This window comes from Rhodococcus sp. AZ1, assembly GCF_054979605.1.
Window position 1 is genome coordinate 93,420 of sequence record NZ_JBUEQF010000006.1, and the last position, 21,506, is coordinate 114,925.

Consider the following 21,506-nt stretch of genomic DNA (forward strand, 5'->3'; position numbering starts at 1 on the left):
TCACCGACTCCAGGTGGGTCGCACCGGCGGCATCGACGATCGGCCGCGTTCGTCGGGTCGGACGGCCAGGATCTGATCGACACCCATCCGCCCGTCCCGAAAGGCCATGCCACCGCCGACGAGGTACAGCCGCCACACGCGAGCCACCTCTTCACCGACCATCGAGACCACCTCGTCCCACCGCTTCTCGAAGGTGGCGTACCAGGCGTCGACGGTTCGGACGTAGTGCTCACGCATGGCGTGCACGTCGCGTACCTCGAGCCCGGACTCCTCGATCATGGCCACGGTCGCGCCCACCGGACGCATGAACATGTCCGGGGCGATGAAGGACTCGATGAACGGTCCACCACCAGGGTGGTTGCCGGCCTTGCGGGACATCTGCTGAACCAGGACGCGCCCGCCGGGAACGACGTTGGCGTGCAGGGCCGCGGCGTACGTGGGGTAGTTCTCCTCGCCGACGTGCTCGCCCATCTCCAGGGACGCGACCGCGTCGAACGGACCGTCGGGTACCTCGCGGTAATCCTGAATGCGGATCTGGACGCGGTCCGCGAGCCCGCGCTCGGCGGTCCGCTGGTCGATGAATGCCTTCTGCTCCTTCGAGATGGTCACCCCCACCACGCGCGCATCGAAGTGCTCGGCGGCGTAGAGACTCAGCGAACCCCATCCGCATCCGACGTCCAACAGGCGCATACCGGCGCGCTGATCGAGACCGACCTTGCGGCACACCATGTCGAGCTTGTCGTTCTGGGCGTCGACGAGACCATAGTCCGGCGCATCGGAGGTCCAGTACCCGCTCGAGTACGCCATGTTGGGGTCGAGCACGAGCTCGTAGAACTCGTTGGACAGGTCGTAGTGATGGCTGATGGCCGCCTTGTCGCGACTCAGGGAGTGCAGGCGGCCGGTGACCTTGGCCTGCGATGCCGGCGCGGGCAGCGGACGTCCGAACGCGCGGTACGAGCTTGCGACGCGCACCATCTCGAAGAGCTTGCCGGGAGTGGGCCGAACCGCGGACAGACCGCGCTCGCGCGCCACCGACCACACATGGGTCAGGGCGGCGTCGAGGTCGCCGTCGACATCGATCTCACCGGTGACGTACGCCTGCGCGGCGCCGAGCTCACCGGGGTTCCACAGCAGGCGACGCAGCACGTTGGGGCTGCGCACGATCACCCGCGGTGCGTCCTCGGGGCCGGCGGTCGAGCCGTCCCACGCGGTGAGGTGAACCGGTAGCTCGCCTCCGACGAGAGGTTCGAGAATGCGCGCCAGGGTGCTCGCGACGGGACCGCTCACGTGGTGCTCCTTCGATCCAGGATGATCTGCTGGACGTCGATGTAACCGGACCGGAAGCCCGCCTCGGAATAGCACAGGTAGAAGTGCCACATTCGAGCGAACACGTCGTCGAACCCGAGCTCACGCGCTTCGGCGGCGCGGGCGGCGAACCTCTCGTCCCACAGGCGCAGGGTGTGGGCGTAGTGATCGCCCATCGACATCCGTTCGCGCACACGCAGGGTGGTCTGCTTCTCGGTGACGTCGACCAGTGCGCGCACCGAGGGCAGGAACCCGCCCGGAAAGATGTACTTGTGCACCCAGGTGTAGGTGTTGCGGGTGGCGAGCATGCGGTCGTGCGGCATCGTGATCGCCTGGATGGCCACCCGTCCACCCGGGGCCAGGAGCCGGTCGATCGTGGAGAAGTACTCGCCCCAGTACTGATGTCCGACGGCCTCGATCATCTCCACCGAGACCACCGCGTCGTACTCGCCGTCGATCAGGCGGTAGTCCAGCAGGTCCACCTGCACCCGATCGGCGAATCCGGCATCGGCGATGCGGCGCACCGCGAGATCGAGCTGCTCGGTCGAGAGCGTCACGGTACGCACCGTTGCGCCACGCGAAGCCGCGCGAATTGCCAATTCGCCCCAGCCGGTTCCGATCTCGAGGACACGTGTCCCCGGACCCACCTTCGCGCCGTCGAGTAGCCGGTCGATCTTCGCTCGCTGGGCGTCGGCGAGACCGTCCGCGGTGGGGGCGGGTTGGAGGGTGGGGAACAGCGCGCTCGAGTAGGTCATCGTGGGATCGAGGAACAGCTCGAACATCTCGTTCGACAGATCGTAGTGACGGGAGATGTTCGACCGTGTGTTGCGCGTGGTGTTGCGTTCGGCGCGTGGCTGCTTCGGGATGTAGAGGCCACGCAGACGCTGGAGCCACTCCGGGATCAGCGTCGCCATGCGTGCAGCGAACACCCCGAGAGCCGCGGTGAGATCAGGGGCCTCCCAGTCACCGGCCATGTAGGCCTCACCGAAGCCGATCAGACCGCTCTCGCCCACGCGACGAGCGAAGTGATCCGGTCGCACGACCACCATCAGGGGAGTATCCGGATCGTTCGCACCACCGCCGATCACCTCTCCCCCGGGCATCTGCACACGGATCGGCAGTCTCGCCGCGGCGTTGCGAAACAGGGCGGATGCGACAGGAGCCGCGATCCGCGCCTTGGCGCCGGACGGTACGCGCACGATGCTGGGCCACCGTTCGGCGTCGACGCCGGTCACATGCGGGCCGTTGCCATCCCTGCGATCGCGAGGTGTCGTCGTCGTCATCTCACTGCCTCCTGCGGGCTCTGCTCCGGGCGGGCGATCACGGGTAGTCCGCGCCGCCACAGGGTGATTCCCTGGATTCGAATACGGATGGCGGCCACCAGTGGGGCCATCGGGTGGGCTGCGAGCAGTCGGGTGAGCGAGGCGGCGGTGCCGGGACGGCGACGGCCCGTAACCCGCGCGACGAACGGCGGCTGATCCTCGCGGTGCAGCGTGATGGTCAGTGCGAGTTCGCTTCCCGGCTCCGGCAGGCTCATCCGGTACTCACCGTCGACGTCGTTGAACGGCGAGACGTAGAACTGCTTGGCCGTGCGCGCGCGGGCCTTCTCATCGGTGTGCAACAGATAGCAGTGCCGCTGACCGTAGGTGTTGTGCACCTCGGCGATCACGCACACCAGGGCGCCGTCGCGGTCGTGGCACCAGAACACGCTCAGCGGATTGAACACGTACCCGAGGACGCGTGCCGATGCCAGCATCGTCACCCGCCCGCCGCGAAGGTCGATGTCGTGACGGGCGAGGAACGCATCGACATTCTCGCGCAAGGTCCTCGCGGGGTCCCCGAGGTGGTCTGCGGAACGGAACCGTGCGAAGGGCCGCAGTACCGCGGGCAGAGACGGCAAACGGTCGACGTCGACGAACCACCAGTAGCTGGCGTAGGTGAAGCTGTTCTTCACCGGTGCCGACCGCACGTGGCTGATCGTGGTCTCGTACAACGCGGGCGTGCTGGGGTACCGGTCACCACTCGAACCGCCACTGCTGAACCGGGCACCACTGGACATCACGACCAGGCTCCGCCGATGCGCTCGGCCGCCCGAAGACCGGACAGCGCGCCGTCCTCGTGGAATCCCCACCCGTGATACGCGCCGGCGAACGCGAGTACGTCGCAGTCCAGCTCCGCCAGACGGGCCTGGGCGGCAACCGATTCCGGGGTGTACTGCGGATGCTCGTAGTCCATGGTGTCGATCACCGTCTCGGGGTCGACGATGTCGGAGCCGCCGAGCGTCACCACGTACCGCTCACCGGTGTCCGGCAGGCGCTGCAACCGCGTCATGTCGTACGAGACCAACACGGTGTCCGGCTGGGCATCGCACCCTGGCATCGCGTAGTTCCACGACGCCCGCGCTCGGGCGGTGCGCGGAAGAACCGAGGTATCGGTGTGCAGTTGTGCGCGGTTGGGCGAGTACCGCATCGCACCGAGCACCTGGTGCTCGGTGCTGGTGGGCTCGGCCAGCATCTTCAGGGCTGCGGTCGGGTGGGTGGCCACCACGCATGCGTCGAAGGTTTCGCTGCGATCGAGGCCGTCGTGCACCTCGACTCCGCCCGGACGGCGGTAGACGGCCTGCACCGGGGTTCCCACCCGCACCGACGACACGGCTCGTGCGACACGCGAGACGTACTCCACCGAGCCACCGGTGACGGTGCGCCACACCGGCGATCCCGTGACGCCCAACATGCCGTGATGGTCGAGGAAGGTGAACAGGTAGCGCGCCGGATAGGCAAGGGCCACAGCCGGATTGCACGACCAGACGGCGGAGATCAACGGTGTCATGAAATGCTGGGTGAAATACGGCGAGAAGCCACCCGCAGCCAGGAAGTCGTCGACCGTGGTCTCGGTGTCGGCGCTCGGCTCGGGCGCGCTGGAGAGCAACGCGCGCGCCTGGCGGTGGAAGCGGGTGATCTCGACGAGCATCCTCAGGTATCGCGGCCGGACCGCCGTGCTCACGCTGGGCAGGATCCCCGACAGGCCCTGCCCGCCGGAATACTCGAGCCCGCAGCCACCGCAGGATATCGACATGCTCATGTCGGACTCCTGCGTCTGCACGCCGAGTTCGGCGAACAGCCGAAGCAGCGTGGGGTACGTGCGGTCGTTGTGGACGATGAACCCGGTGTCGATCGGCAGAGGCCCGAGCGAGGTGGGGACGACGTGTGTGTCGGCGTGGCCGCCGAGTCGGGTGTCGGCCTCGTACAGGGTGACGTCGGCCGACTTCGAGAGCACCCAGGATGCCGTCAGCCCGGCAACCCCGCTGCCGACCACAGCGATCCGCCGGCGTCCGGACGTGGAATGGTCAGTGCTCACTGGGCCTTGGTCTCCTGTTGGATGCTCCGGGTTTCGGCTCAGGAGTGTTTCGTAGCCCCGGCCTCCGGTGATTGGTCTATCACGAATCGGCGGACCTGTTGCGTCCATCGCCACGGCGCCGCGAGCATGAAGTGTCCTGCCCAGCGAACCGCGATGAACCTCGCATCGATCCCGCGACGACGTGCGGCCTCGGTGGCTCGTCTCGACAGCGTGGGATCGGTCCATCGATCCCAGAGTCCGTGCATGGTCGACAACGCCTGGCCCGGGCGCATCGTGGACGTCTCGTCACCGTCGGGCCACCACGGAGCGAGCGCCTTCACCGCGGTGACCGACCGGTCGTCGGCGACCGCGGCGGCGGTACGCCCGCCCATCGAATGACCCACCAGGACCACCGGAACGTCTCCGTACCGACGGCGAATTTCATCGAGCGCCCAGCGCGCATCGGCCACGGGACTGCGATCATGGCCGTTCCAGCCGCGGTACCGGTACTGCAGCATCGTCACTGCGGCCGTAGGACCGAGTGCGCGTTCGAGCGCGCGAACGAACGGCACCATCCGCAGGCTCGACAGCTGCCACCGTTCGGCGGACGCATAACTTGCCACCTTGCCGCCGTGGAGCACCAGCACGGCCATCGTGACCGGCCCGCGTGGGCGACGACCGTGCAGGACGGGGGTGGGAGCGGGAGTTCGGGTATCGGACACCATGGCAGTCATTCGATCCTGTGGTACGGGGAAGATCGGGTGCGGAACGAGAAAGATCCCCCACCCCGCGGCGCGGGGTGGGGGATCTGTCGACGTGGAGCTGCCGGGAATCGAACCCGGGTCCTGTGTCGGTTTGCCAGGGCTTCTCCGTGTGCAGTTCGCTACGCCTCTACTCGGATCTCCGAATCTCGCGAACACGTCCGGATGACGATCCCAGCCACTGTGTGATGTCCCGCCCCACCCCGCAGCCGGGTGGAGAGGTTAGCCCTCTAGCTGATGCCAGGACCCGGCCCGAGGGCGAGACCGGACTGACAGACACGCAGTCGCTACTTAGGCAGCGAGTGCGTAGTCGCGCTGATTGGAATCGGCGCTTATATTTTTGCGATGACGCTTGCGGTGGTCTCTCGCCTGCACCGACACGCTTCCCCTGACGCGACGCACACAGTCGAAACCGTTCAGCCCCGCTGTGCCCCCGACCAGGATCGGCCGGGGTCGTCCAGTGTAACCCCCACCGCCACCACATCATCCTGCCGTCGTCCTCTGGCCGGTGACCGCCCGGCTGCGCTCGGCCTTGGTGGTGATGTTCTCGAGCATTCCCCGGAAGATGACGCCGTGGAACGGCATGATCGCGTACCAGTACACGCGTCCTCCGAGGCCCTTCGGGAAGAAGATGGCCCGTTGCTGGTACCTCGACCGACGGCCCCCGTCCAGCGGCAGCACCCGCAGTTCGAGCCACGCCCCGCCCGGCGCCTTCATCTCGGCGCGCAGTCGCAACAGCGACCCGTGCTCGATCTCCTCCACACGCCACCAGTCCAGCGCCTCGCCGGTCACGAGGGACCGGGGATTGCGACGGCCACGCTGTAGCCCGACCCCGCCGACCAGCTTGTCCATCCATCCGCGGATCGCCCACGCCGCGGGGAAGGAGTACCAGCCGTTCTCCCCGCCGATTCCCTCGACGACTTCCCACAGCAGCTCCGGCGTCGCGTCGCAGTCCCGGGACCGCTCGTCGAGGAACACCTCCGCACCCGCCCAGTCCGGGTCCGAGGGAAGCGGCTCCGACGGTGCGGAGCCGGGCGAGGCGTTGGCCCAGGTGGTCTCCACCTCGCCCTGATCGATCTTGCGCAGCGCCAGCCGTACCGCCTCGGTGTATCCCGTCAGTCCGCCCTCGGGAGGTGGAACCACGGCGTCGATGTCTCTCTCGTGGGCGATCGCGTCGTACTGCAGCGATTCGATCAGCGGCATCGCCAGACCGCGTGGAATGGGCGTGACCAGGCCGATCCAGTGACCGGCGAGGCGTGGGGTGAGTACGGGCAGCACCAGCATCTTCCGCTTGCGCAGCCCTGCGGTGACCGCGTAGCTGTTCATCATCTGGCCGTACTCCATGACGTCGGGTCCGCCGACGTCCCAGGTACGGCTGGTGGTGAACGGCGCCGCAGCGGATTCGATCAGGTAGTGCAACACGTCTCGAACCGCGATGGGCTGGATGAGGTTGTGCACCCATTTCGGCGTCGTCATCAGCGGGAGCCGGTTCGTGAGGTGGCGGATCATCTCGAACGACGCCGACCCGGACCCGATCACCACCCCCGCCTGCAACACGACGGTGAGGATGCCCGAGTCGATGAGCACCTGGCCCACTTCGGCGCGCGAACTCAGGTGGGGTGAGAGCTCACCGGTGGGCGGGTGGAGACCACCCAGATAGATGATGCGTTGCACCCCGGCCGCCTTCGCTGCTGCCGCGACGTTCTCGGCGCTGCGTCGCTCGGCCTGATGGAAGTCCTCGTCGCCGCCCATCGAGTGCACGAGGTAGTAGACGATGTCCACACCGGCGAAAGCCGCCTCGAGCGATGAACGGTCGCCGAGGTCGCCCTCGACAACCTCCGCATCGGCGGCCCACGGTACGTCGCGCAACTTCGACGGCGTTCGAGCCAGCACCCGAACGCGGTAACCCCTGTCGAGCAGACGGGGCGCGAGCCGACCGCCGATGTATCCGGTCGCGCCGGTGACGAGCACGCGCGCAGAGCGTGGAGGTTCCATACCGTCCATTCGTACCCGATGGCGCCTACGTTCACCCGGCGGCGATCAGCCCCACCGCGGTGAGGGCCAGGACCATACCTACCCGCTGGACGCCGTCGACCCGCTCGCCGAGCACCATTGTCGCCAGCAGAACCGTCGCGGCCGGGTACAGCGAGGCGATCACGCTCACCACGGACAGCAATCCACCGTTGAAGGCGTACAGGATGGCCGTGTTGGCCACGAAGTCCAGGATTGCGATGCCCACGCCGAGGGTCACCAGTCGTCGGTCGGGTCGGCCGAACGTTCCGGTGGCGACGGCGACGAGCCCGATGACGGTGGTTGCCGCAATCCGTGAGGCAACGAGGGGCCACAGGCCCGCATCCGGGTTGTCGACCCGGTCCAGGGCGATGAAGCTCAACCCGAACAGGATCCCGGAACCGGCCGTGAAGAGGGCCACCGTCGCAGTGAACCGAGCGTGCGGCCGACGGGGAGCGCCGTGCCCGTCGGCGACCGGCTCGTCGGGGGACTCCCTGCTGACCAGCACCACGGCGATCAGTGCCAGCGCGATGCCCCCGGCGGCGAGGGCGGTCGGTCGTTCACCGGTGCCCAGACCCACAGCGACCGGGATTCCCGCCACCAGGATGGCGGTGATCGGTGACACCACCGACATCGGGCCGCCCGCCAGTGCGAGATAGAACCACCAGATGGCCAGGCCACTGGCAGCACCCGACACCGCACCCCACACCAGCGACGACTGGGTGATCGTTCCGCCCACCACGAACGCTGCGGCGGTGGTGATGACCACGGAGATCGGATACGACACGCTGACCACACGCAGCGCCGCAACCCTGCGCGAGGCGAGGCCACCGACGAAATCGCTGACCCCGTATCCGACGGCGGCGGTCAGGGCCAACAGCACCGATATCAGCGCATGCCCTTGATTCGACGGCCCAGCTCCCGGGTGACCTCACGTTCGGCTGTCCGCCGAGCCAAGTCCTGGCGCTTGTCGTAGTCCTGCTTGCCCTTGGCGAGGGCCAGTTCCACCTTGACCTTGCCCTCGTTGAAGTACATCGACAGCGGGACCAGCGTCATGTTGCCCTCACGGGTCTTGCCGATCAGGTGCTCGATCTCGCGCTTGTGCAACAGCAACTTGCGGTTCCGGCGCGGCGCGTGGTTGGTCCAGCTTCCCCGTGAGTACTCGGGAATGTGCAGCCCGCGCAGCCACACTTCGCCGTCGTCGACGGTGGCGAAGGAGTCCGCGAGGGATGCCTTACCGTCACGCAGACTCTTGACCTCGGTGCCGACCAACGCGACACCCGCCTCGTAGGTATCGACGATCGTGTAGTTGTGTCGGGCCTTGCGATTGGTCGCAATGGCCTTGCGACCCTTCTCCTTCACGGTCTCACCTCGCCTTCACGTTCCACACGATGTCACTGACGGACGTACAGACGCAACGTGACGTACGAGGTGACGGCCGCCATCCCCACTCCCGCGAGCAACAGGATCGGCGACACGAGGAGCACGTCGCTGGTGGTGATGCGCGCGAGGATGTTGGCCTGATAGAGATCGTTCAACACCGAATCGATGAACACCGTCTTGGCCGTGAAGAGCGCCGCGATGGCCAGCACCGCACCCACCAGGGCCGCGACGACGGCCTCGACGAGGAACGGCAACTGTGTGTACCACCGGGTCGCGCCCACCAGCCGCATGATGCCCACCTCGGTGCGACGGGTGAATGCAGCGATCTGCACCATGTTGGCGATCAGCAGCACCGCGGCGATCGCCTGGACGACGGCGATCGCGAATGCTGCGTTACGCACGCCGGTGAGCACGCTGAACAGTCGATCCACGAGGTCGCGTTGGTTGAGCACGCTCTGCACGCCGGGTCTGGCGGCGAACTGATCGTTGATCACCCCGAACCGTTCGGGGTCGCTCAACTTGACCTTGAACGAAGCGGGAAAACTGTCCTGGCTGACCAGCGATGCCAGTTCGGGCTGATCCTTGAACACACGGTTGGTGGCGTCGGCGACGGCGTCCGCACGGTTGAGGTACTGCACGGACACCACCGACGGCGTCGACTCGAGGTCCTTGCGCAGGTTCGAGCAGATATCGCCGGTGCAGCCGGGATCGGTGGCCGAGATGTCGTCGGTGAGGAAGATCTGCACCTCGACCCGATCGAGGAAGATCTGCTGGGTCTTGCTCGCCATTTGCACCACCAGCAGACCTCCGCCGAACAGAGCCAGCGAGATCGCGGTCGTGAGGATCATCGCGACGGTCATGGTGATGTTTCGGCGGAGGCCGGTGAGAACCTCTCCGAAGAGGAAACTTGCGCGCATCGTCGGTGACTTTCGATCGAGTGTGGGAAGCGGCGGCTGGGCTGGGACTACCGACCGACGCCGTAGACCCCGCGGGCCTCGTCGCGCACCACGCGACCGTTGTCGAGTTCGACGACCCGGCGCCGCATCGAGTCGACGATGTGGTTGTCGTGTGTGGACATCAGCACCGTGGTGCCGGTGCGGTTGATGCGCTCGAGCAGGAGCATGATGTCGGTGCTCGTATCGGGATCGAGGTTGCCGGTGGGCTCGTCCGCCAGCAGGACCAGCGGGTGATTGACGAACGCTCGGGCGATGGCCACGCGCTGCTGCTCGCCGCCGGACAGTTCGGTGGGCAGGCGATCGGCCTTCCCGGCCAGACCCACGAGATCGAGCACCTCGGGCACCGTGCGAGCGATCACCGACCGCGGCTTGCCGATCACCTCCAGCGCGAACGCGACGTTCTCCGCCACAGTCTTCTTCTGCAGGAGCCGAAAGTCCTGGAACACACAGCCCATACTCTGGCGCAGCTTGGGGACCCGGCGCCCGGACAGCTTGTTCACGTGGAACGACGCGACGTGAATGTTGCCGGAGGAGGGTGTGTCCTCCTTCAGGAGCAGGCGCATGAACGTCGTCTTCCCTGATCCGGAGGGGCCGATCAGGAACACGAACTCACCCTTGTCGATCTCGACCGACACGTTGTCCAGCGCCGGGCGCGTCGACGCTTTGTAGGATTTCGAGACGTTCTCCACGCTGATCACGGGGGTCGAGTCTAGACCGGGGTGCGCTGTATTCCCGGTAGCGCGCCGCAGCGTCGGTGACTGCTGTTCGAACCATCCGAGGAGAGTGCGCACACATGCCGGACGAGAACCGGACCGACGCTCTGTGGGTCCTCGTACCCGCGTTCAACGAGGAAGCTCGTCTCGGGCAGACCTTGACTGCCCTCGCCCACCAGAGCGAGACGGACTTCACGCTCGTGGTGGTCGACAACGCCTCGACGGACGGCACGGGTGCGTTGGCCACCGAGTTCGCCGCCGCGGCACCGTTCCCGGTCGAGGTGATCGTCGAGACCGAGCCCGGTGTGGGGTGCGCGGTCGACACCGGTATGCGGTACGCGATCTCCCGCGGGGCGAGCCGCATCGTGCGAACGGATGCGGACTGCATACCCCGCCCGGACTGGGTGGCCGCCGCCCGCAGGGCGTTCGATACCGGAGCCGACGTGGTGTGCGGAAAGATCGTCGCCCGCCGCGACGAGAACGGGCCACTGGCACGCGCGGGTTTCCGCAGCCTCGTGGTGATCGCAGCACTGTTCGGTCGACTGCGCCCGGCCAACCGCGGCGCCGAGTATCTGGCTCCCTATCGCATGCATTCGGGCAACAACATGGCACTGACGGCGTCGACGTACGAGCGAAGCGGCGGGATCCCGCGCAAACCGGCACCGACGGATCGCGACTTCCTCAATCGCCTGCGCCGCACGACCCCACACATCGCTCAGTGCCCCGAGATGATCTCCGAGAACTCCACCCGACGACTTCGGACGTACGGGATCATCGGGACCGCACGGTGGTACCTCGACCGCGGCCCCGGCCGGCACGACATCGACCCGCGGTGATGGGCCGAGCACGATCGGAAGGGATTCGATGACCACCCACCCCGGACTCGACGACCTCCTCGACGCACTGGCCGGCACTCCCCACGATCCGGCGTTCACGAGCGTGCGCGGTCGCGTGATCAGCCGCGGAGATCTGGCCCACCGGGCACTGTCGATCGCGGGCGAGTTGCATCGTCGTGGGATCGGCAGCGGTGATTCGATCGGTCTGGCGATACGTCCGGGGCCCGAGGCGCTCGCGGTTGTGCTGGCGGCGTTCCGCCTGAACGCGTGCGTGGTGGCGGCGGACCCCCGCATCTCGGCCGAGGTGCTCGATGCGCAGATGCGCACCGCACGGGTGTCACTGGTGCTCACCGAACGCGCCATCCGGGTGGCGACCAGCGCACCCGTTCGCCCGATCCTGCGCCGAACCGGCCGCGAGTTGGCCCGCGTCGACGCCGTGGCACCGGCGATCGTCCTGCCGCGCCGCCTGTCGGCACCCCCTCCGCCGCGCAGACCCGACGGCGAGGGCTCGGTGGTGATCTTCACCTCGGGCACCACCGGCGATCCCCGCGGCGTCGTCCACGGCCCCTCCTCGATCAGCGCCGGGATGGCGGCCGCAGCCGACCTCACGGGAATGACGCGGGGGCGAACGGTGGTGGTTCCCACCATCTTCGCGATGCTGCCCGCGCTCGCCCGGTCGGCGACGGTGTGCCCGTCCCTGTCCGCACGGGCGATCGCCCGACTGCGACCAGACGTCACGTACACGACCCCGCCGCAGGCGCGCGCCCTCCTCGATCGGGGTGCGCGGTTCACGGGCCGAGTGTTCACCGGATCGGCGCCGGCGTCGGCGACTCTGCTCGGCCGACTGCGGGCGGCGGGAGCCGACGCGGCGTGGGGGGTGTACGCGATGACCGAGGCGTTCCCGATCGCCGCGATCGAGGCGGCGGAGAAGAACGCGTACGACGGGACCGGGGACGTCGCCGGCGACCTGCTCCCGGGCATGCACGCGCGAGCCGACGAGACCGGAGGGATTCACGTGTGGGGCGACGGGATGTGCCGCGGGTATCTGGGCGGCCCGCCGCTGACCGAGGTGGACACCGGCGACCAGGGCTCGGTCGATGATCGGCGCATCGTGCTGCACGGTAGGCGCAAGGACATGATCCTGCGCGGCGCGGTCAACATCTACCCCGGCCTGTACGAACCGTCGCTGCATGTTCGGTCGGTGGACACCGCCCTGCTCATCGGCGTTCCGTCCGAGGATCTCGACGAGCAGGTGGTGCTCCTGGTCGAGCCCGTCCCCGGTGCGTCGGCCGAGCAGGTCCACTCCGAACTGCGTGGGCCCGTGGCGGCTCTCGGTGTGGCTCGACCGGATCGGATCGTCATCGGCACGATTCCGCGTTCGGCCCGATCGGGCAAGCCGGACCGCGTGGCCGCAGTTGCACGGCTGCGAGACCTCGGAGTGCACTCGTGATGGGCACGCACTCGAGGGGAACGCCGTCGGCGGGGCGCACGCGCGATCGCCGGGTGTACACGCGCGGCGCCCACCCCGTTCTCTACGGCGTCCTCGGTGCGCTGTGCAGGATCCCCGCTCGGCGCGTCGGCTCGACCGTATTGATCGACGACGCCGACGGCATTCGGCGGACCTTGACCAAGGTTCCCCTCGATCACACCGGTGATCGGACCACGGGTGGCACCTTCCGCAAGCACGAGATCGCCGACACGGTCTTCGATGCCGAGGACGAGGCGAACCGGCAGTCGCGGCGCGAGATCACGAGCGCGCTCGACCCCCGCAACATCGAGAATCTGCGCGGACTGTGGCAACCGCACCTCGACGCCGCCGTCGAGACGCTGATGGCCGGGCGGCGGGTGGACCTGTGCCGGCTCACCGACCAGCTGTCGGGTACCACCGCGGCGACCATGATCGGCCGGACCATGGACGGCCCGGCCATCGCTCGGTTCGCGGAGGCCGCCCGCCGAACAGCGTCGTCGGCGGCCGATTCGGAGCTGCCGTACTGGCGTCGGCGTCGCTTCCACGACCACCTCGCGGACGTGGTCGACCTCGACGCACGACAGACGATGCTCGCCATCGCCACGATCGTCACCACCTACGCCGCACTCCCGCGAGCGGTTGCACGTGTGGCCGACGACGACCTGTGGGACGACGTGCTGAATCCGGATCGGCGGGAGACCCTGATAGCGGAACTTTTCCGCGTCATCGCACCGTCACCGATCATGCCGAGGGTGGCCGGTTCCGCCGCCGAGATCGGGGGGCGTTCAATCCGCTCCCGCGACCTCCTCCTGCTCATGGTTCGACGAGCCGTGGGCGAACGCCATCACGCACTGTCGGTCGATCACCCCGCCCCCGCCGGGGACAGCAGGCTCGTGTTCGGCGCCGGTCGCCGCACCTGCCCCGGCGTGGCCGTCGCGCGGGCACTGATGGACTCCGTTCTTGTCGCGTTCGCACCGTTGATGCCGACAGTGGTCGCCGCAGTCCCCGATCGCTCCGCGTCACTTCCGGCGTGGCAGAGGTTGGAGATCGCCCTGTCGGCGCAAGCACATGGGTGAGCGGATGCGGGTAGCGGTCACCGGCGCGAGCGGGTTCTGCGGCGGCGCTGTGGTCCGGCGGCTGCGAGCCGACGGGCATACCGTGATCGCCTGGGGGCGCCGCCCAGTTCCCGATGCGCACGAGTGGGTGCACTGGGACGCCGTCGGCCCTGCACCGGATCTCTCCGCCGTGGACGCGCTGATTCATCTGGCCGCGGCGGTCGGTGACCCGCGACCGGGGGTGGACGACGACCGATTCGTCCGCGTCAACATCGAGGGGACTGCGCGCCTGCTCGACGCAGCGGCCGCCATCCCGATGGTGGTGGTCAGTTCGTCGAGCGTGTACGACGTCACCGTCGACCGCACCCTGGTTACCGAGAGCCATCCCACCGCGGGCGGGCACCTGAACTCCTACGGCCGTACCAAGGCCGAAGCCGATCGACTGGCCCTGAACGCCGGCGCGGTGGTGCTGCGACCGCGCGCGGTCTACGGACGCGGCGACACGCACCTGCTGCCCAGACTGATCGCGGCGGTGCGGCGTCGATCGATCGTGCTTCCCGGCGCAGACGTGCATCTGTCGATGACCCACGTGGACAACCTCGCGGACGCCTGTGTGCAGGCACTCCGATGGCCGGGCGGGGCGTACAACATCGCCGACCGCGTCCCGGTTGCGCGCGACGCCACTGCTCGCGCGCTGCTCGGTGCGGCACTGGGCGCAGAGGTCACGATCCGTCACATGCCGCTGCCGGTGGCACGGATCGCCGTCGAGCTGGGCGGCCTGCTCGCCCGCGTCACCGGCTCCGAGCCACGAATCACCACGTACTCGGTGGACGCGCTGGCGCACACCTTCGTTCTCGACATCGGGCGCGCGCTGTCCACCGGGTGGGAACCCGAGGATCGGATGCCCGGCTACATCACCGGGCTCCGGAACCGCTCCGAGCAGGCTCGCTGAGGAGCGAGCGGACACGTCACCGAAGATCGAGGCCGATGCCCTCGAGTGAACCGTCGCGCACGAAGACGGGGATCAGGTGACGGGGAGCGTCCACCGTGATGCGCACACCCCCGTCGTGGATCGAACCGGTGTGCATCTCGCGCCACCGCACACCCGCGGGCAGGTACACCTCACGCTCGGATGCGTGGGGCTCGACGACGGGCGCCACGAGGATGTCCGGGCCGAAGAGGAACTGATCGGCCACGTCCCACGCGTGTCGATCGTGCGGGAAGTCGTGGAAAAGACCTCTCATCACCGGTTGGCCGTTGCGGTGCGCCTCGGTCATCGCAGCGCGTGTGTAGTCCCGCAGCTGCTCACGCAGCCGGACGTACGACGCCAGGATCTCGTAGATGTCCTCACCGAAGCTCCACAGCTCGTTGTCCGCCCCCGACGGGCACCGCTCGATACCGTCGGCGCCGGTGACCCGCTCGGTCGGCTGGCGATCGCCGTGCAGGCGCATCACCGGGCAGAAGGTGCCGAACTGGAACCAGCGAATCAGCAGATCGTGAAAGTTCGGGTCGGTGATGTCGCCGTCATGGAATCCCCCGATGTCCGTGGTGAACCACGGGATCCCAGCCACACCCATGTGGATTCCTGCGGTGATCTGGCGGCGCAGATCGTCGTAGGTCGAGTGGATGTCACCCGACCACACGAGGGCACCGTAGCGCTGGCTGCCCGCCCAGGCGCATCGCACCAGGTTCACGATCTCGTTCTGCCCGGCGGCCAGCTGACCCTCGTAGAAGGCACGCGAGAACGCCTGCGGATAGATGTTGCCCACCTCGAGTGTGGGGCCGAGGTGGTAGCGGTAGTTGTCGAAGTCGTACGCGCCGTACTCGGGCTCCGCCTCGTCCAACCAGAACAGCCGCACACCCAGATCGTGGTAGTTGCGCTTGCAGATCTCCCACAGATGTTCGCGCGCGGACGGATTGGTGGGGTCGAGGAACATGCTCGGACCCTGGAACGCCATCTGCACGTCCATGCCGCGCTCCACCCGCACCAGGTGCCCGCGCCGATCGAACTCCTCGAAGTTCTCCGACTTCATCGACACCTGTGGCCACACCGAGACCATCAGTTCGATGCCCAACTCGGCAAGTTCGTCCACCATCGCCTTCGGGTCCGGCCAGAACTCCGGGTCGAACCGGTAGTCGCCCATCTGCGGCCAGTGGAAGAAGTCCGCGACGATCACGTCCATCGGAAGGTCCCGACGGCGATGCTCGCGCGCCACCTCGAGTAGCTGCTCCTGGTTCCAGTACCGCAGTTTGCACTGCCAGAAACCCAGGCCGAACTCGGGCATCATCGGCACGTGCCCGGTGGCCTCGGCGTACGCGGCCGTGATCTCGGCGGGGCTGTCCCCGGCGGTGATCCAGTAGTCGAGGCAGCTCGATGCCTCGGCGACCCATTCCGTGCGGTTGGTCGCGAACGTCGCACGCCCGATCGCAGGGTTGTGCCAGAGAAAGCCGTACCCGGCGGAGGACAGCACGAACGGGATGCTGGCCTGCGAATTGCGATGGGCCAGTTCGAACGTGCTGCCCTTGACGTCGAGGATCGCCTGTTGGTACTGGCCCATGCCGTACAGCTTCTCGCCCGCCGGCGGCTCGAAGGCAGCCGTGATGCGGTGATTGCCGCCGATGTTGGGTCGATAGTGACGGGCTGCGAGCTTGAGCGAGCCGCCGGGATCGATCTCGCGGAGCAGGACTTCCCCCCGCTGGTTGCGGAACTCGAGGGCGCACAGACGGCGCGCGTGTCCGTAGCTCTCGTCGGGAAGGGTGCGCGCGGTCAGCACCACCGTGATGCGACCCTGCACCAGGGTTGCGGTCTCACCGTCGACGGTGATCGTGGGTGTCGAGGGTGCCACCGGCAGCAGAGCGTGATGGTCGTCGCCGACGAGTGGGGTCCGACGCGCTCGCACGCGAATGCCGTCCGCACCCCACGCCTGGACCGTGAGGGTCTCACCTCCACCCCGCCAGACGACGGAATCGGGCGTTGTCTCGAAGCTGCTCATGTGGTTGGCCCTCAGCGTGGAACGGATGTGGTCGTGGTCGGTGTGGTGGTCGTGGTCGGTGTGGTCGTGGTCGTGGTCGGTGTGGTCGTGGGCACGGGAATGGTGATACCCGGAAGCCCGGGGACCGGAATCCCCGCCGGGGCCGTCGTGGTCGCGGGCGGGCGGTTGTAGACGGGAGAGTTCTCGTCGGTGGTCGGATCGGGTCGGACAGCGAGATAGGTTCCCAGCGCAACCGTGAACGCCAGGAGCAAGCCGATGGTGGACGTTCGCATGCCGAGCACCCTCCTCACCGGAGCTCCTGCTCTCGAGCCGATTCGGCGCGACCGGCCTCGGGGTCGACGATGATGCCCTCGCCGCGCAGGGCGAGGGCTATCCTCGCGCGGATCTCGCGGGCGACGTCGAACTGCTTGCCCGGCAGAGTCCGAGCGACCACGCGCAGATTCACGTGATCGACCTCGATGGAATCCACGCCCATCACGGTGGGTTCGTCGAGGAGCAGTTCACGCAGGGCGTCGTCCTCGTACGCGCGGGCACCTATTCCCTTGAGCGTGTCGGTGACGTGCGCGATGTCCGATCCCAGCGGCACGGGTACATCGATCGCGGCGCGCGCCCAATCCTTGGACAGATTCACCGATTTCACGATCTGGCCGTTGGGGAGGGTGATCACCTCGCCGTCGGAGGACCGGATGCGGGTCACGCGCAGGTTGACGTCCTCGACGGTGCCGGTGGCCTCCTCGACTGCTCCGACCACCGCGATGCGCACCACGTCGCCGTAGCCGTACTGCCGCTCGGTGATGATGAAGAACCCGGCCAGGACGTCCTGGACGATGCGTTGGGCGCCGAAGCCGAGCGCGGCACCGAGCACGGTGGCCGGCGCCACGAGACTGGAGATCGGGAAGCCCAGCCGCTCGAGCACCTGAACCGTGACCAGCACATAGATCAACGCGACCACGACCCACGTGATCACCTGCGCCAGCGAGTGCCGGTACTTCGCCGCCTCGCTGCGCACGAGGTCCTCGCTCTGTTCGTACTCGGTGTCGAAGCGGGCGAGCACGGTGCGTCCGGCCCATGCGACGAAGCGCGCGGCCAACATGCCACCGAGAATCAACAGCACGATCTGCAGGCCGTTGGTGCGTAGCCAGAACTGCAGATCCGCCGTCTGGAACGGTCCGAATCCCAGCGTGTGCATCAGGTGTCGTCACCGCGCATGCGCCAGCGAATGCCCGATTCGATGAAGCCGTCGATATCGCCGTCGAGGACGGCGCCCGGGTTGTTGACCTCGTACTCGGTACGCAGGTCCTTCACCATCTGGTACGGGTGCAGCACGTACGAACGCATCTGGTTGCCCCACGAACTCCCGCCGTCGCCCTTGAGCGCGTCCATCTCCGCGCGCTCCTCCTTGCGCTTGACCTCGAGCAGCTTGGCCTGGAGCACCCGCATCGCCGAGACCTTGTTCTGCAGCTGGGACTTCTCGTTCTGACAGGTCACCACGATGCCGGTGGGGATGTGGGTCAGGCGCACCGCGGAGTCGGTGGTGTTCACCGACTGTCCGCCGGGGCCGGACGAGCGGTACACGTCGACGCGGACGTCGCCCTCCGGGATGTCGATGTGGTCGGTCGTCTCGACCACCGGCAGCACCTCGACCTCGGCGAAGGAGGTCTGCCGTCGTCCCTGGTTGTCGAAGGGACTGATGCGCACGAGCCGATGGGTGCCCTGCTCGATCGACAGGGTGCCGTAGCTGTACGGGGCCTTGACGGCGAAGGTCGCGCTCTTGATGCCCGCCTCCTCGGCGTAGGAAGTGTCGTAGACCTCCACGCCGTAGCCGTGCTTCTCCGCCCAGCGGATGTACATACGCATGAGCATCTCGGCCCAGTCGGCCGCGTCGATGCCCCCGGCGCCGGAGCGGATGTTGACCAGCGCGTCGCGCTTGTCGTACTCGCCGGAGAGCAGCGTGCGAACCTCGAGCTGCTCGATGTCGTGACCGAGCGATTCGCGCTCGGCGTCGGCCTCGGCGAGGGCGTCGACTGCCGCGTCGCCCTCCTCGGCCTCGGCGAGCTCGTAGAGCACCGGCAGGTCGTCGAGGCGACCGCGCAGTGCCTCGACTCGGCGGAGTTCGCTCTGCGCGTGCGACAACTCGCTCGTGACCTGCTGGGCGTGTTCCTGGTCGTTCCACAGCTCGGGATCGGCGGCCTGGTGTTCGAGTTCGTCGATGCGGCGTCGAAGCTCGTCCACATCGAGCACCGACTCCACGGTCCGCAGGGTCTGATCGAGTTCGGCGATGGAGGCGGCGACGTCGGGATGCACGGTCAGCCACGCTACCGGGTCCACCCCGGGGCGAGTGTGCAGTAGTCCGTGCTCAGTACCGAATACTGCACACTGTGCTCGATCGTCTATAGCCTCGCAGGCGTGCTCACTCCCGCGGACAGCCCGCCCGACCTCGCACTGGCGCTGCAACTGGCCGACGCCGCCGATGCCATCACCCGAGACCGGTTTCTCGCCACGGACCTGCGTGTCGACGACAAGCCGGACCTGACGCCGGTCTCCGACGCCGACCTCGCCGTCGAGCGCGTGGTCCGGGCAGGTTTGGCAGTCGAGCGGCCGGACGATGCGGTGCTGGGCGAGGAGTTCGGAGGCGACGCCGTTCTGACCGGGCGGCAGTGGGTGGTCGATCCGATCGACGGCACCAAGAACTTCGTGCGGGGGGTTCCGGTGTGGGCCACGCTCATCGCGCTGTTGGAGGACGGTGTGCCCACGGTGGGGGTGGTCAGCGCACCGGCTCTGATGCGGCGCTGGTGGGCTGCGTCGGGCTGCGGGGCCTGGGGCAGGTTCGCCGATTCCGAGCCCCGCCGGTTGACGGTCTCGGCCGTCCACGATCTCGGGTCAGCGAGCCTGAGCTTCTCCAGCCTGTCCGGCTGGCGCGAGTTGGGGCTGCGGGAGAACTTCCTCGACCTGACCGACCGGGTGTGGCGAGTGCGGGCGTACGGGGACTTCCTGTCCTACTGCCTGCTCGCCGAAGGTGCGCTCGACATCGCACTCGAGCCCGAGGTGTCGCTGTGGGATCTCGCACCCCTCGACGTGGTGGTTCGCGAGGCGGGCGGCCGATTCACCTCGCTGAGCGGGGAGAACGGCCCGGCCGGGGGCAGCGCGGTTGCGTCGAACGGTCTTCTGCACGCGGCGGTTCTGAACGGTCTGACATCGGATACCTACTAGGTGGTAGACACCTATCTTACTGCGGAGTAAGATACTCGTCGTCCACGACCGAACACCGAGAAACCACTGGTGATCATGACGAAGCAAGACGTTTCCCCCTCGGCCAAGCGCTCGGCGAAGAACGACTCCGCTGTGGGCCTGAACCCGATCAAGCGGGACGCCATGGGTACAGCCATGCGCGTGCTGTCCAAGATCACCGGTTCGGACCTGGCAGAGAAGTACGGAATCCGCGAGACCATCGACCGCGGCATCTACGAGAGCACCAAGACCGGCTTCAAGACCCTCGGTGCCGCCACCCGCACGTTCGAGAAGGTCACCGGCGGCAAGCCCGAGCGCCTCCCCGATGCCACCGGCGCCCGCAAGGACTACTTCGACCTCACACCCGACGACGAGCAGAAGATGATCGTCGAGACGGTGAAGGAGTTCGCCGAGGAGATCCTGCGCCCGGCCGCGCACGACGCCGACGAGGCCGCTGCCTCGCCGCCCGACCTGGTCAGCCGCGCCGCCGAGCTGGGTGTCACCCTCATCAACGTCCCCGAGCAGATCGAAGGTGCCGCCAGCGAGCGCGGCGCCGTCACCAACGCGCTGGTCGCCGAGGCACTTGCGCACGGAGACATGGGCCTCGCCCTGCCGATCCTCGCACCGAGCGGTGTGGCCGTCGCGCTCACCCAGTTCGGATCCGCTGCCCAGCAGAAGACCTACCTGCCCTCGTTCACCGGCGAGAACGTTCCGAACGCCGCAGTCGTGATCAACGAGCCGCGTGCCCTGTTCGACCCGTTCGCGCTGAAGACGAAGGCCGTGCGCTCCCCCAGCGGGTTCAAGATCAACGGTGTCAAGAGCCTGGTGCCGGCCGCGGCCGCGTCCGAGCTGTTCATCATCGGCGCCGAACTCGACGGGCGCCCCGCGTTCTTCATCGTCGAATCGGACGCCAAGGGACTGCTTGTCGAGGCTGACCCCAGCATGGGCCTGCGCGCGGCAGGGCTCGGTCGCCTGCTCCTCGAGGATGTCGCCGTTCCCGAGAGCGCGCTGCTCGGCGAGGTCGACTCCGCAACCGCACTGAGCAACTACACCGATGCCGTCCACCTGTCGCGTCTGGGCTGGGCGTCGCTGGCCGCGGGCACGTCGCAGGCGGTTCTCGACTACGTGATTCCGTACGTCAACAGCCGCGAGGCCTTCGGTGAGCCGGTCAGCCACCGCCAGGCGGTGGCGTTCATGGTGGCCAACATCGCCATCGAGCTCGACGGCATGCGGCTGGTCACCCTGCGCGGCGCCTCCCGCGCCGAGCAGGGCCTGGCATTCGCCCGCGAGGCTTCGCTGGCGCGTCGCCTGGCCACCGACAAGGGCATGCAGATCGGTCTGGACGGCGTGCAGCTCCTCGGCGGACACGGCTTCACCAAGGAGCATCCGGTCGAGCGCTGGTACCGCGACCTGCGCGCCGTAGGCGTCGCCGAGGGCATCGTCCTCATCTGATCCGAACCCA

At 67.8% G+C, this 21,506-nt stretch carries 20 protein-coding genes and 1 other RNA gene; 6 read left to right on the forward strand and 15 right to left on the reverse strand.

Features of this window, described 5'->3' with window-relative positions:
* The 11 genes from ACY48E_RS09460 to ftsE all read right to left on the reverse strand — a co-directional run bounded on the left by ACY48E_RS09460 (window position 1) and on the right by ftsE (window position 10,449).
* Window positions 1-1,287, reverse strand: coding sequence for a class I SAM-dependent methyltransferase (locus ACY48E_RS09460; RefSeq protein WP_462871902.1), 1,287 nt, complete (start codon window positions 1,285-1,287; stop codon window positions 1-3).
* Window positions 1,284-2,588 (reverse strand): class I SAM-dependent methyltransferase, encoded by a 1,305-nt coding sequence (locus ACY48E_RS09465; RefSeq protein ID WP_462871903.1) that lies wholly within the window; start codon window positions 2,586-2,588, stop codon window positions 1,284-1,286. Before ACY48E_RS09465 ends, ACY48E_RS09460 begins: the two co-directional genes overlap by 4 nt.
* Entirely contained in the window at window positions 2,585-3,364 is a 780-nt protein-coding gene (locus ACY48E_RS09470) for a DUF1365 domain-containing protein (RefSeq protein WP_462871904.1), read from the reverse strand. Before ACY48E_RS09470 ends, ACY48E_RS09465 begins: the two co-directional genes overlap by 4 nt.
* A complete protein-coding gene (locus ACY48E_RS09475; RefSeq protein ID WP_462871905.1) occupies window positions 3,364-4,662 on the reverse strand; it encodes an NAD(P)/FAD-dependent oxidoreductase in 1,299 nt (432 codons plus the stop codon). Before ACY48E_RS09475 ends, ACY48E_RS09470 begins: the two co-directional genes overlap by 1 nt.
* Window positions 4,663-4,700: 38 nt before the next feature.
* Window positions 4,701-5,375, reverse strand: coding sequence for an alpha/beta fold hydrolase (locus tag ACY48E_RS09480; protein WP_462871906.1), 675 nt, complete (start codon window positions 5,373-5,375; stop codon window positions 4,701-4,703).
* Window positions 5,376-5,455: 80 nt separating this feature from the next.
* Window positions 5,456-5,826, reverse strand: a transfer-messenger RNA (tmRNA) gene (gene ssrA / locus ACY48E_RS09485).
* Between the two features lie 59 nt (window positions 5,827-5,885).
* Window positions 5,886-7,397, reverse strand: a complete 1,512-nt coding sequence (locus ACY48E_RS09490; RefSeq protein ID WP_462871907.1) for an SDR family oxidoreductase — start codon at window positions 7,395-7,397, stop codon at window positions 5,886-5,888.
* 31 nt (window positions 7,398-7,428) lie between these two features.
* Window positions 7,429-8,292 carry an EamA family transporter gene (locus ACY48E_RS09495; RefSeq protein WP_462872060.1) on the reverse strand — a complete coding sequence of 288 codons (864 nt, stop codon included), beginning with the start codon at window positions 8,290-8,292 and terminating at the stop codon, window positions 7,429-7,431.
* Between the two features lie 8 nt (window positions 8,293-8,300).
* On the reverse strand, window positions 8,301-8,774 hold the full coding sequence (smpB, locus tag ACY48E_RS09500; RefSeq protein WP_462871908.1) for an SsrA-binding protein SmpB: 474 nt from the start codon (window positions 8,772-8,774) through the stop codon (window positions 8,301-8,303).
* A gap of 32 nt (window positions 8,775-8,806) precedes the next feature.
* On the reverse strand, window positions 8,807-9,712 hold the full coding sequence (ftsX, locus tag ACY48E_RS09505) for a permease-like cell division protein FtsX (RefSeq protein ID WP_462871909.1): 906 nt from the start codon (window positions 9,710-9,712) through the stop codon (window positions 8,807-8,809).
* Between the two features lie 47 nt (window positions 9,713-9,759).
* Window positions 9,760-10,449 carry a cell division ATP-binding protein FtsE gene (gene ftsE, locus ACY48E_RS09510; RefSeq protein WP_462871910.1) on the reverse strand — a complete coding sequence of 230 codons (690 nt, stop codon included), beginning with the start codon at window positions 10,447-10,449 and terminating at the stop codon, window positions 9,760-9,762.
* Between the two features lie 95 nt (window positions 10,450-10,544).
* Between ftsE and ACY48E_RS09515 the strand changes: the two genes are divergently transcribed.
* The 4 genes from ACY48E_RS09515 to ACY48E_RS09530 are packed head-to-tail and all read left to right on the forward strand — an operon-like array spanning window position 10,545 to window position 14,775.
* Window positions 10,545-11,300, forward strand: coding sequence for a glycosyltransferase family A protein (locus ACY48E_RS09515; protein ID WP_462871911.1), 756 nt, complete (start codon window positions 10,545-10,547; stop codon window positions 11,298-11,300).
* Window positions 11,301-11,328: 28 nt separating this feature from the next.
* Window positions 11,329-12,750 carry a class I adenylate-forming enzyme family protein gene (locus ACY48E_RS09520; RefSeq protein WP_462871912.1) on the forward strand — a complete coding sequence of 474 codons (1,422 nt, stop codon included), beginning with the start codon at window positions 11,329-11,331 and terminating at the stop codon, window positions 12,748-12,750.
* Complete coding sequence (locus ACY48E_RS09525; protein WP_462871913.1) at window positions 12,750-13,844, forward strand: hypothetical protein; 1,095 nt, start codon at window positions 12,750-12,752, stop codon at window positions 13,842-13,844. The genes ACY48E_RS09520 and ACY48E_RS09525 overlap by 1 nt, the downstream gene beginning before the upstream one ends.
* A 4-nt stretch (window positions 13,845-13,848) precedes the next feature.
* The gene (locus ACY48E_RS09530) at window positions 13,849-14,775 is read left to right on the forward strand and encodes an NAD-dependent epimerase/dehydratase family protein (RefSeq protein ID WP_462871914.1); all 927 of its coding nucleotides are present in this window, start codon (window positions 13,849-13,851) and stop codon (window positions 14,773-14,775) included.
* 16 nt (window positions 14,776-14,791) lie between these two features.
* Here the strand turns inward: ACY48E_RS09530 and ACY48E_RS09535 are convergent, their stop codons facing one another.
* The 4 genes from ACY48E_RS09535 to prfB are packed head-to-tail and all read right to left on the reverse strand — an operon-like array spanning window position 14,792 to window position 19,120.
* Entirely contained in the window at window positions 14,792-16,816 is a 2,025-nt protein-coding gene (locus tag ACY48E_RS09535) for a glycoside hydrolase family 31 protein (RefSeq protein WP_462871915.1), read from the reverse strand.
* Window positions 16,817-16,827: 11 nt separating this feature from the next.
* Window positions 16,828-17,088 carry a hypothetical protein gene (locus ACY48E_RS09540; protein ID WP_462871917.1) on the reverse strand — a complete coding sequence of 87 codons (261 nt, stop codon included), beginning with the start codon at window positions 17,086-17,088 and terminating at the stop codon, window positions 16,828-16,830.
* 14 nt (window positions 17,089-17,102) lie between these two features.
* On the reverse strand, window positions 17,103-18,005 hold the full coding sequence (locus ACY48E_RS09545; protein ID WP_462871918.1) for a mechanosensitive ion channel family protein: 903 nt from the start codon (window positions 18,003-18,005) through the stop codon (window positions 17,103-17,105).
* The gene (prfB, locus tag ACY48E_RS09550; protein WP_462871919.1) at window positions 18,005-19,120 is read right to left on the reverse strand and encodes a peptide chain release factor 2; all 1,116 of its coding nucleotides are present in this window, start codon (window positions 19,118-19,120) and stop codon (window positions 18,005-18,007) included. The genes ACY48E_RS09545 and prfB overlap by 1 nt, the downstream gene beginning before the upstream one ends.
* 102 nt (window positions 19,121-19,222) lie before the next feature.
* Between prfB and ACY48E_RS09555 the strand changes: the two genes are divergently transcribed.
* Both ACY48E_RS09555 and ACY48E_RS09560 read left to right on the forward strand, forming a co-directional pair.
* Window positions 19,223-20,026: an inositol monophosphatase family protein gene (locus tag ACY48E_RS09555; protein ID WP_462871920.1), complete on the forward strand. Its 804-nt coding sequence runs from the start codon at window positions 19,223-19,225 to the stop codon at window positions 20,024-20,026.
* Window positions 20,027-20,095: 69 nt separating this feature from the next.
* Window positions 20,096-21,496: an acyl-CoA dehydrogenase family protein gene (locus ACY48E_RS09560; RefSeq protein WP_462871921.1), complete on the forward strand. Its 1,401-nt coding sequence runs from the start codon at window positions 20,096-20,098 to the stop codon at window positions 21,494-21,496.
* The last annotated feature ends 10 nt before the right edge of the window (window positions 21,497-21,506 follow it).

What these genes read in the sequence shown, in the direction of transcription:
- ACY48E_RS09515 (WP_462871911.1), top strand. Translation starts at nt 10,545, where the DNA reads ATGCCGGACGAGAACCGGACCGACGCTCTGTGGGTCCTCGTACCCGCG.
- ACY48E_RS09525 (WP_462871913.1), top strand. Translation starts at nt 12,750, where the DNA reads ATGGGCACGCACTCGAGGGGAACGCCGTCGGCGGGGCGCACGCGCGAT.
- ACY48E_RS09545 (WP_462871918.1), bottom strand. Translation starts at nt 18,005, where the DNA reads ATGCACACGCTGGGATTCGGACCGTTCCAGACGGCGGATCTGCAGTTC.
- ACY48E_RS09490 (WP_462871907.1), bottom strand. Translation starts at nt 7,397, where the DNA reads ATGGAACCTCCACGCTCTGCGCGCGTGCTCGTCACCGGCGCGACCGGA.
- ACY48E_RS09465 (WP_462871903.1), bottom strand. Translation starts at nt 2,588, where the DNA reads ATGACGACGACGACACCTCGCGATCGCAGGGATGGCAACGGCCCGCAT.
- ACY48E_RS09530 (WP_462871914.1), top strand. Translation starts at nt 13,849, where the DNA reads ATGCGGGTAGCGGTCACCGGCGCGAGCGGGTTCTGCGGCGGCGCTGTG.
- ACY48E_RS09535 (WP_462871915.1), bottom strand. Translation starts at nt 16,816, where the DNA reads ATGAGCAGCTTCGAGACAACGCCCGATTCCGTCGTCTGGCGGGGTGGA.
- ACY48E_RS09540 (WP_462871917.1), bottom strand. Translation starts at nt 17,088, where the DNA reads ATGCGAACGTCCACCATCGGCTTGCTCCTGGCGTTCACGGTTGCGCTG.
- ACY48E_RS09520 (WP_462871912.1), top strand. Translation starts at nt 11,329, where the DNA reads ATGACCACCCACCCCGGACTCGACGACCTCCTCGACGCACTGGCCGGC.
- ftsX (WP_462871909.1), bottom strand. Translation starts at nt 9,712, where the DNA reads ATGCGCGCAAGTTTCCTCTTCGGAGAGGTTCTCACCGGCCTCCGCCGA.
- ACY48E_RS09470 (WP_462871904.1), bottom strand. Translation starts at nt 3,364, where the DNA reads ATGTCCAGTGGTGCCCGGTTCAGCAGTGGCGGTTCGAGTGGTGACCGG.
- ACY48E_RS09480 (WP_462871906.1), bottom strand. Translation starts at nt 5,375, where the DNA reads ATGACTGCCATGGTGTCCGATACCCGAACTCCCGCTCCCACCCCCGTC.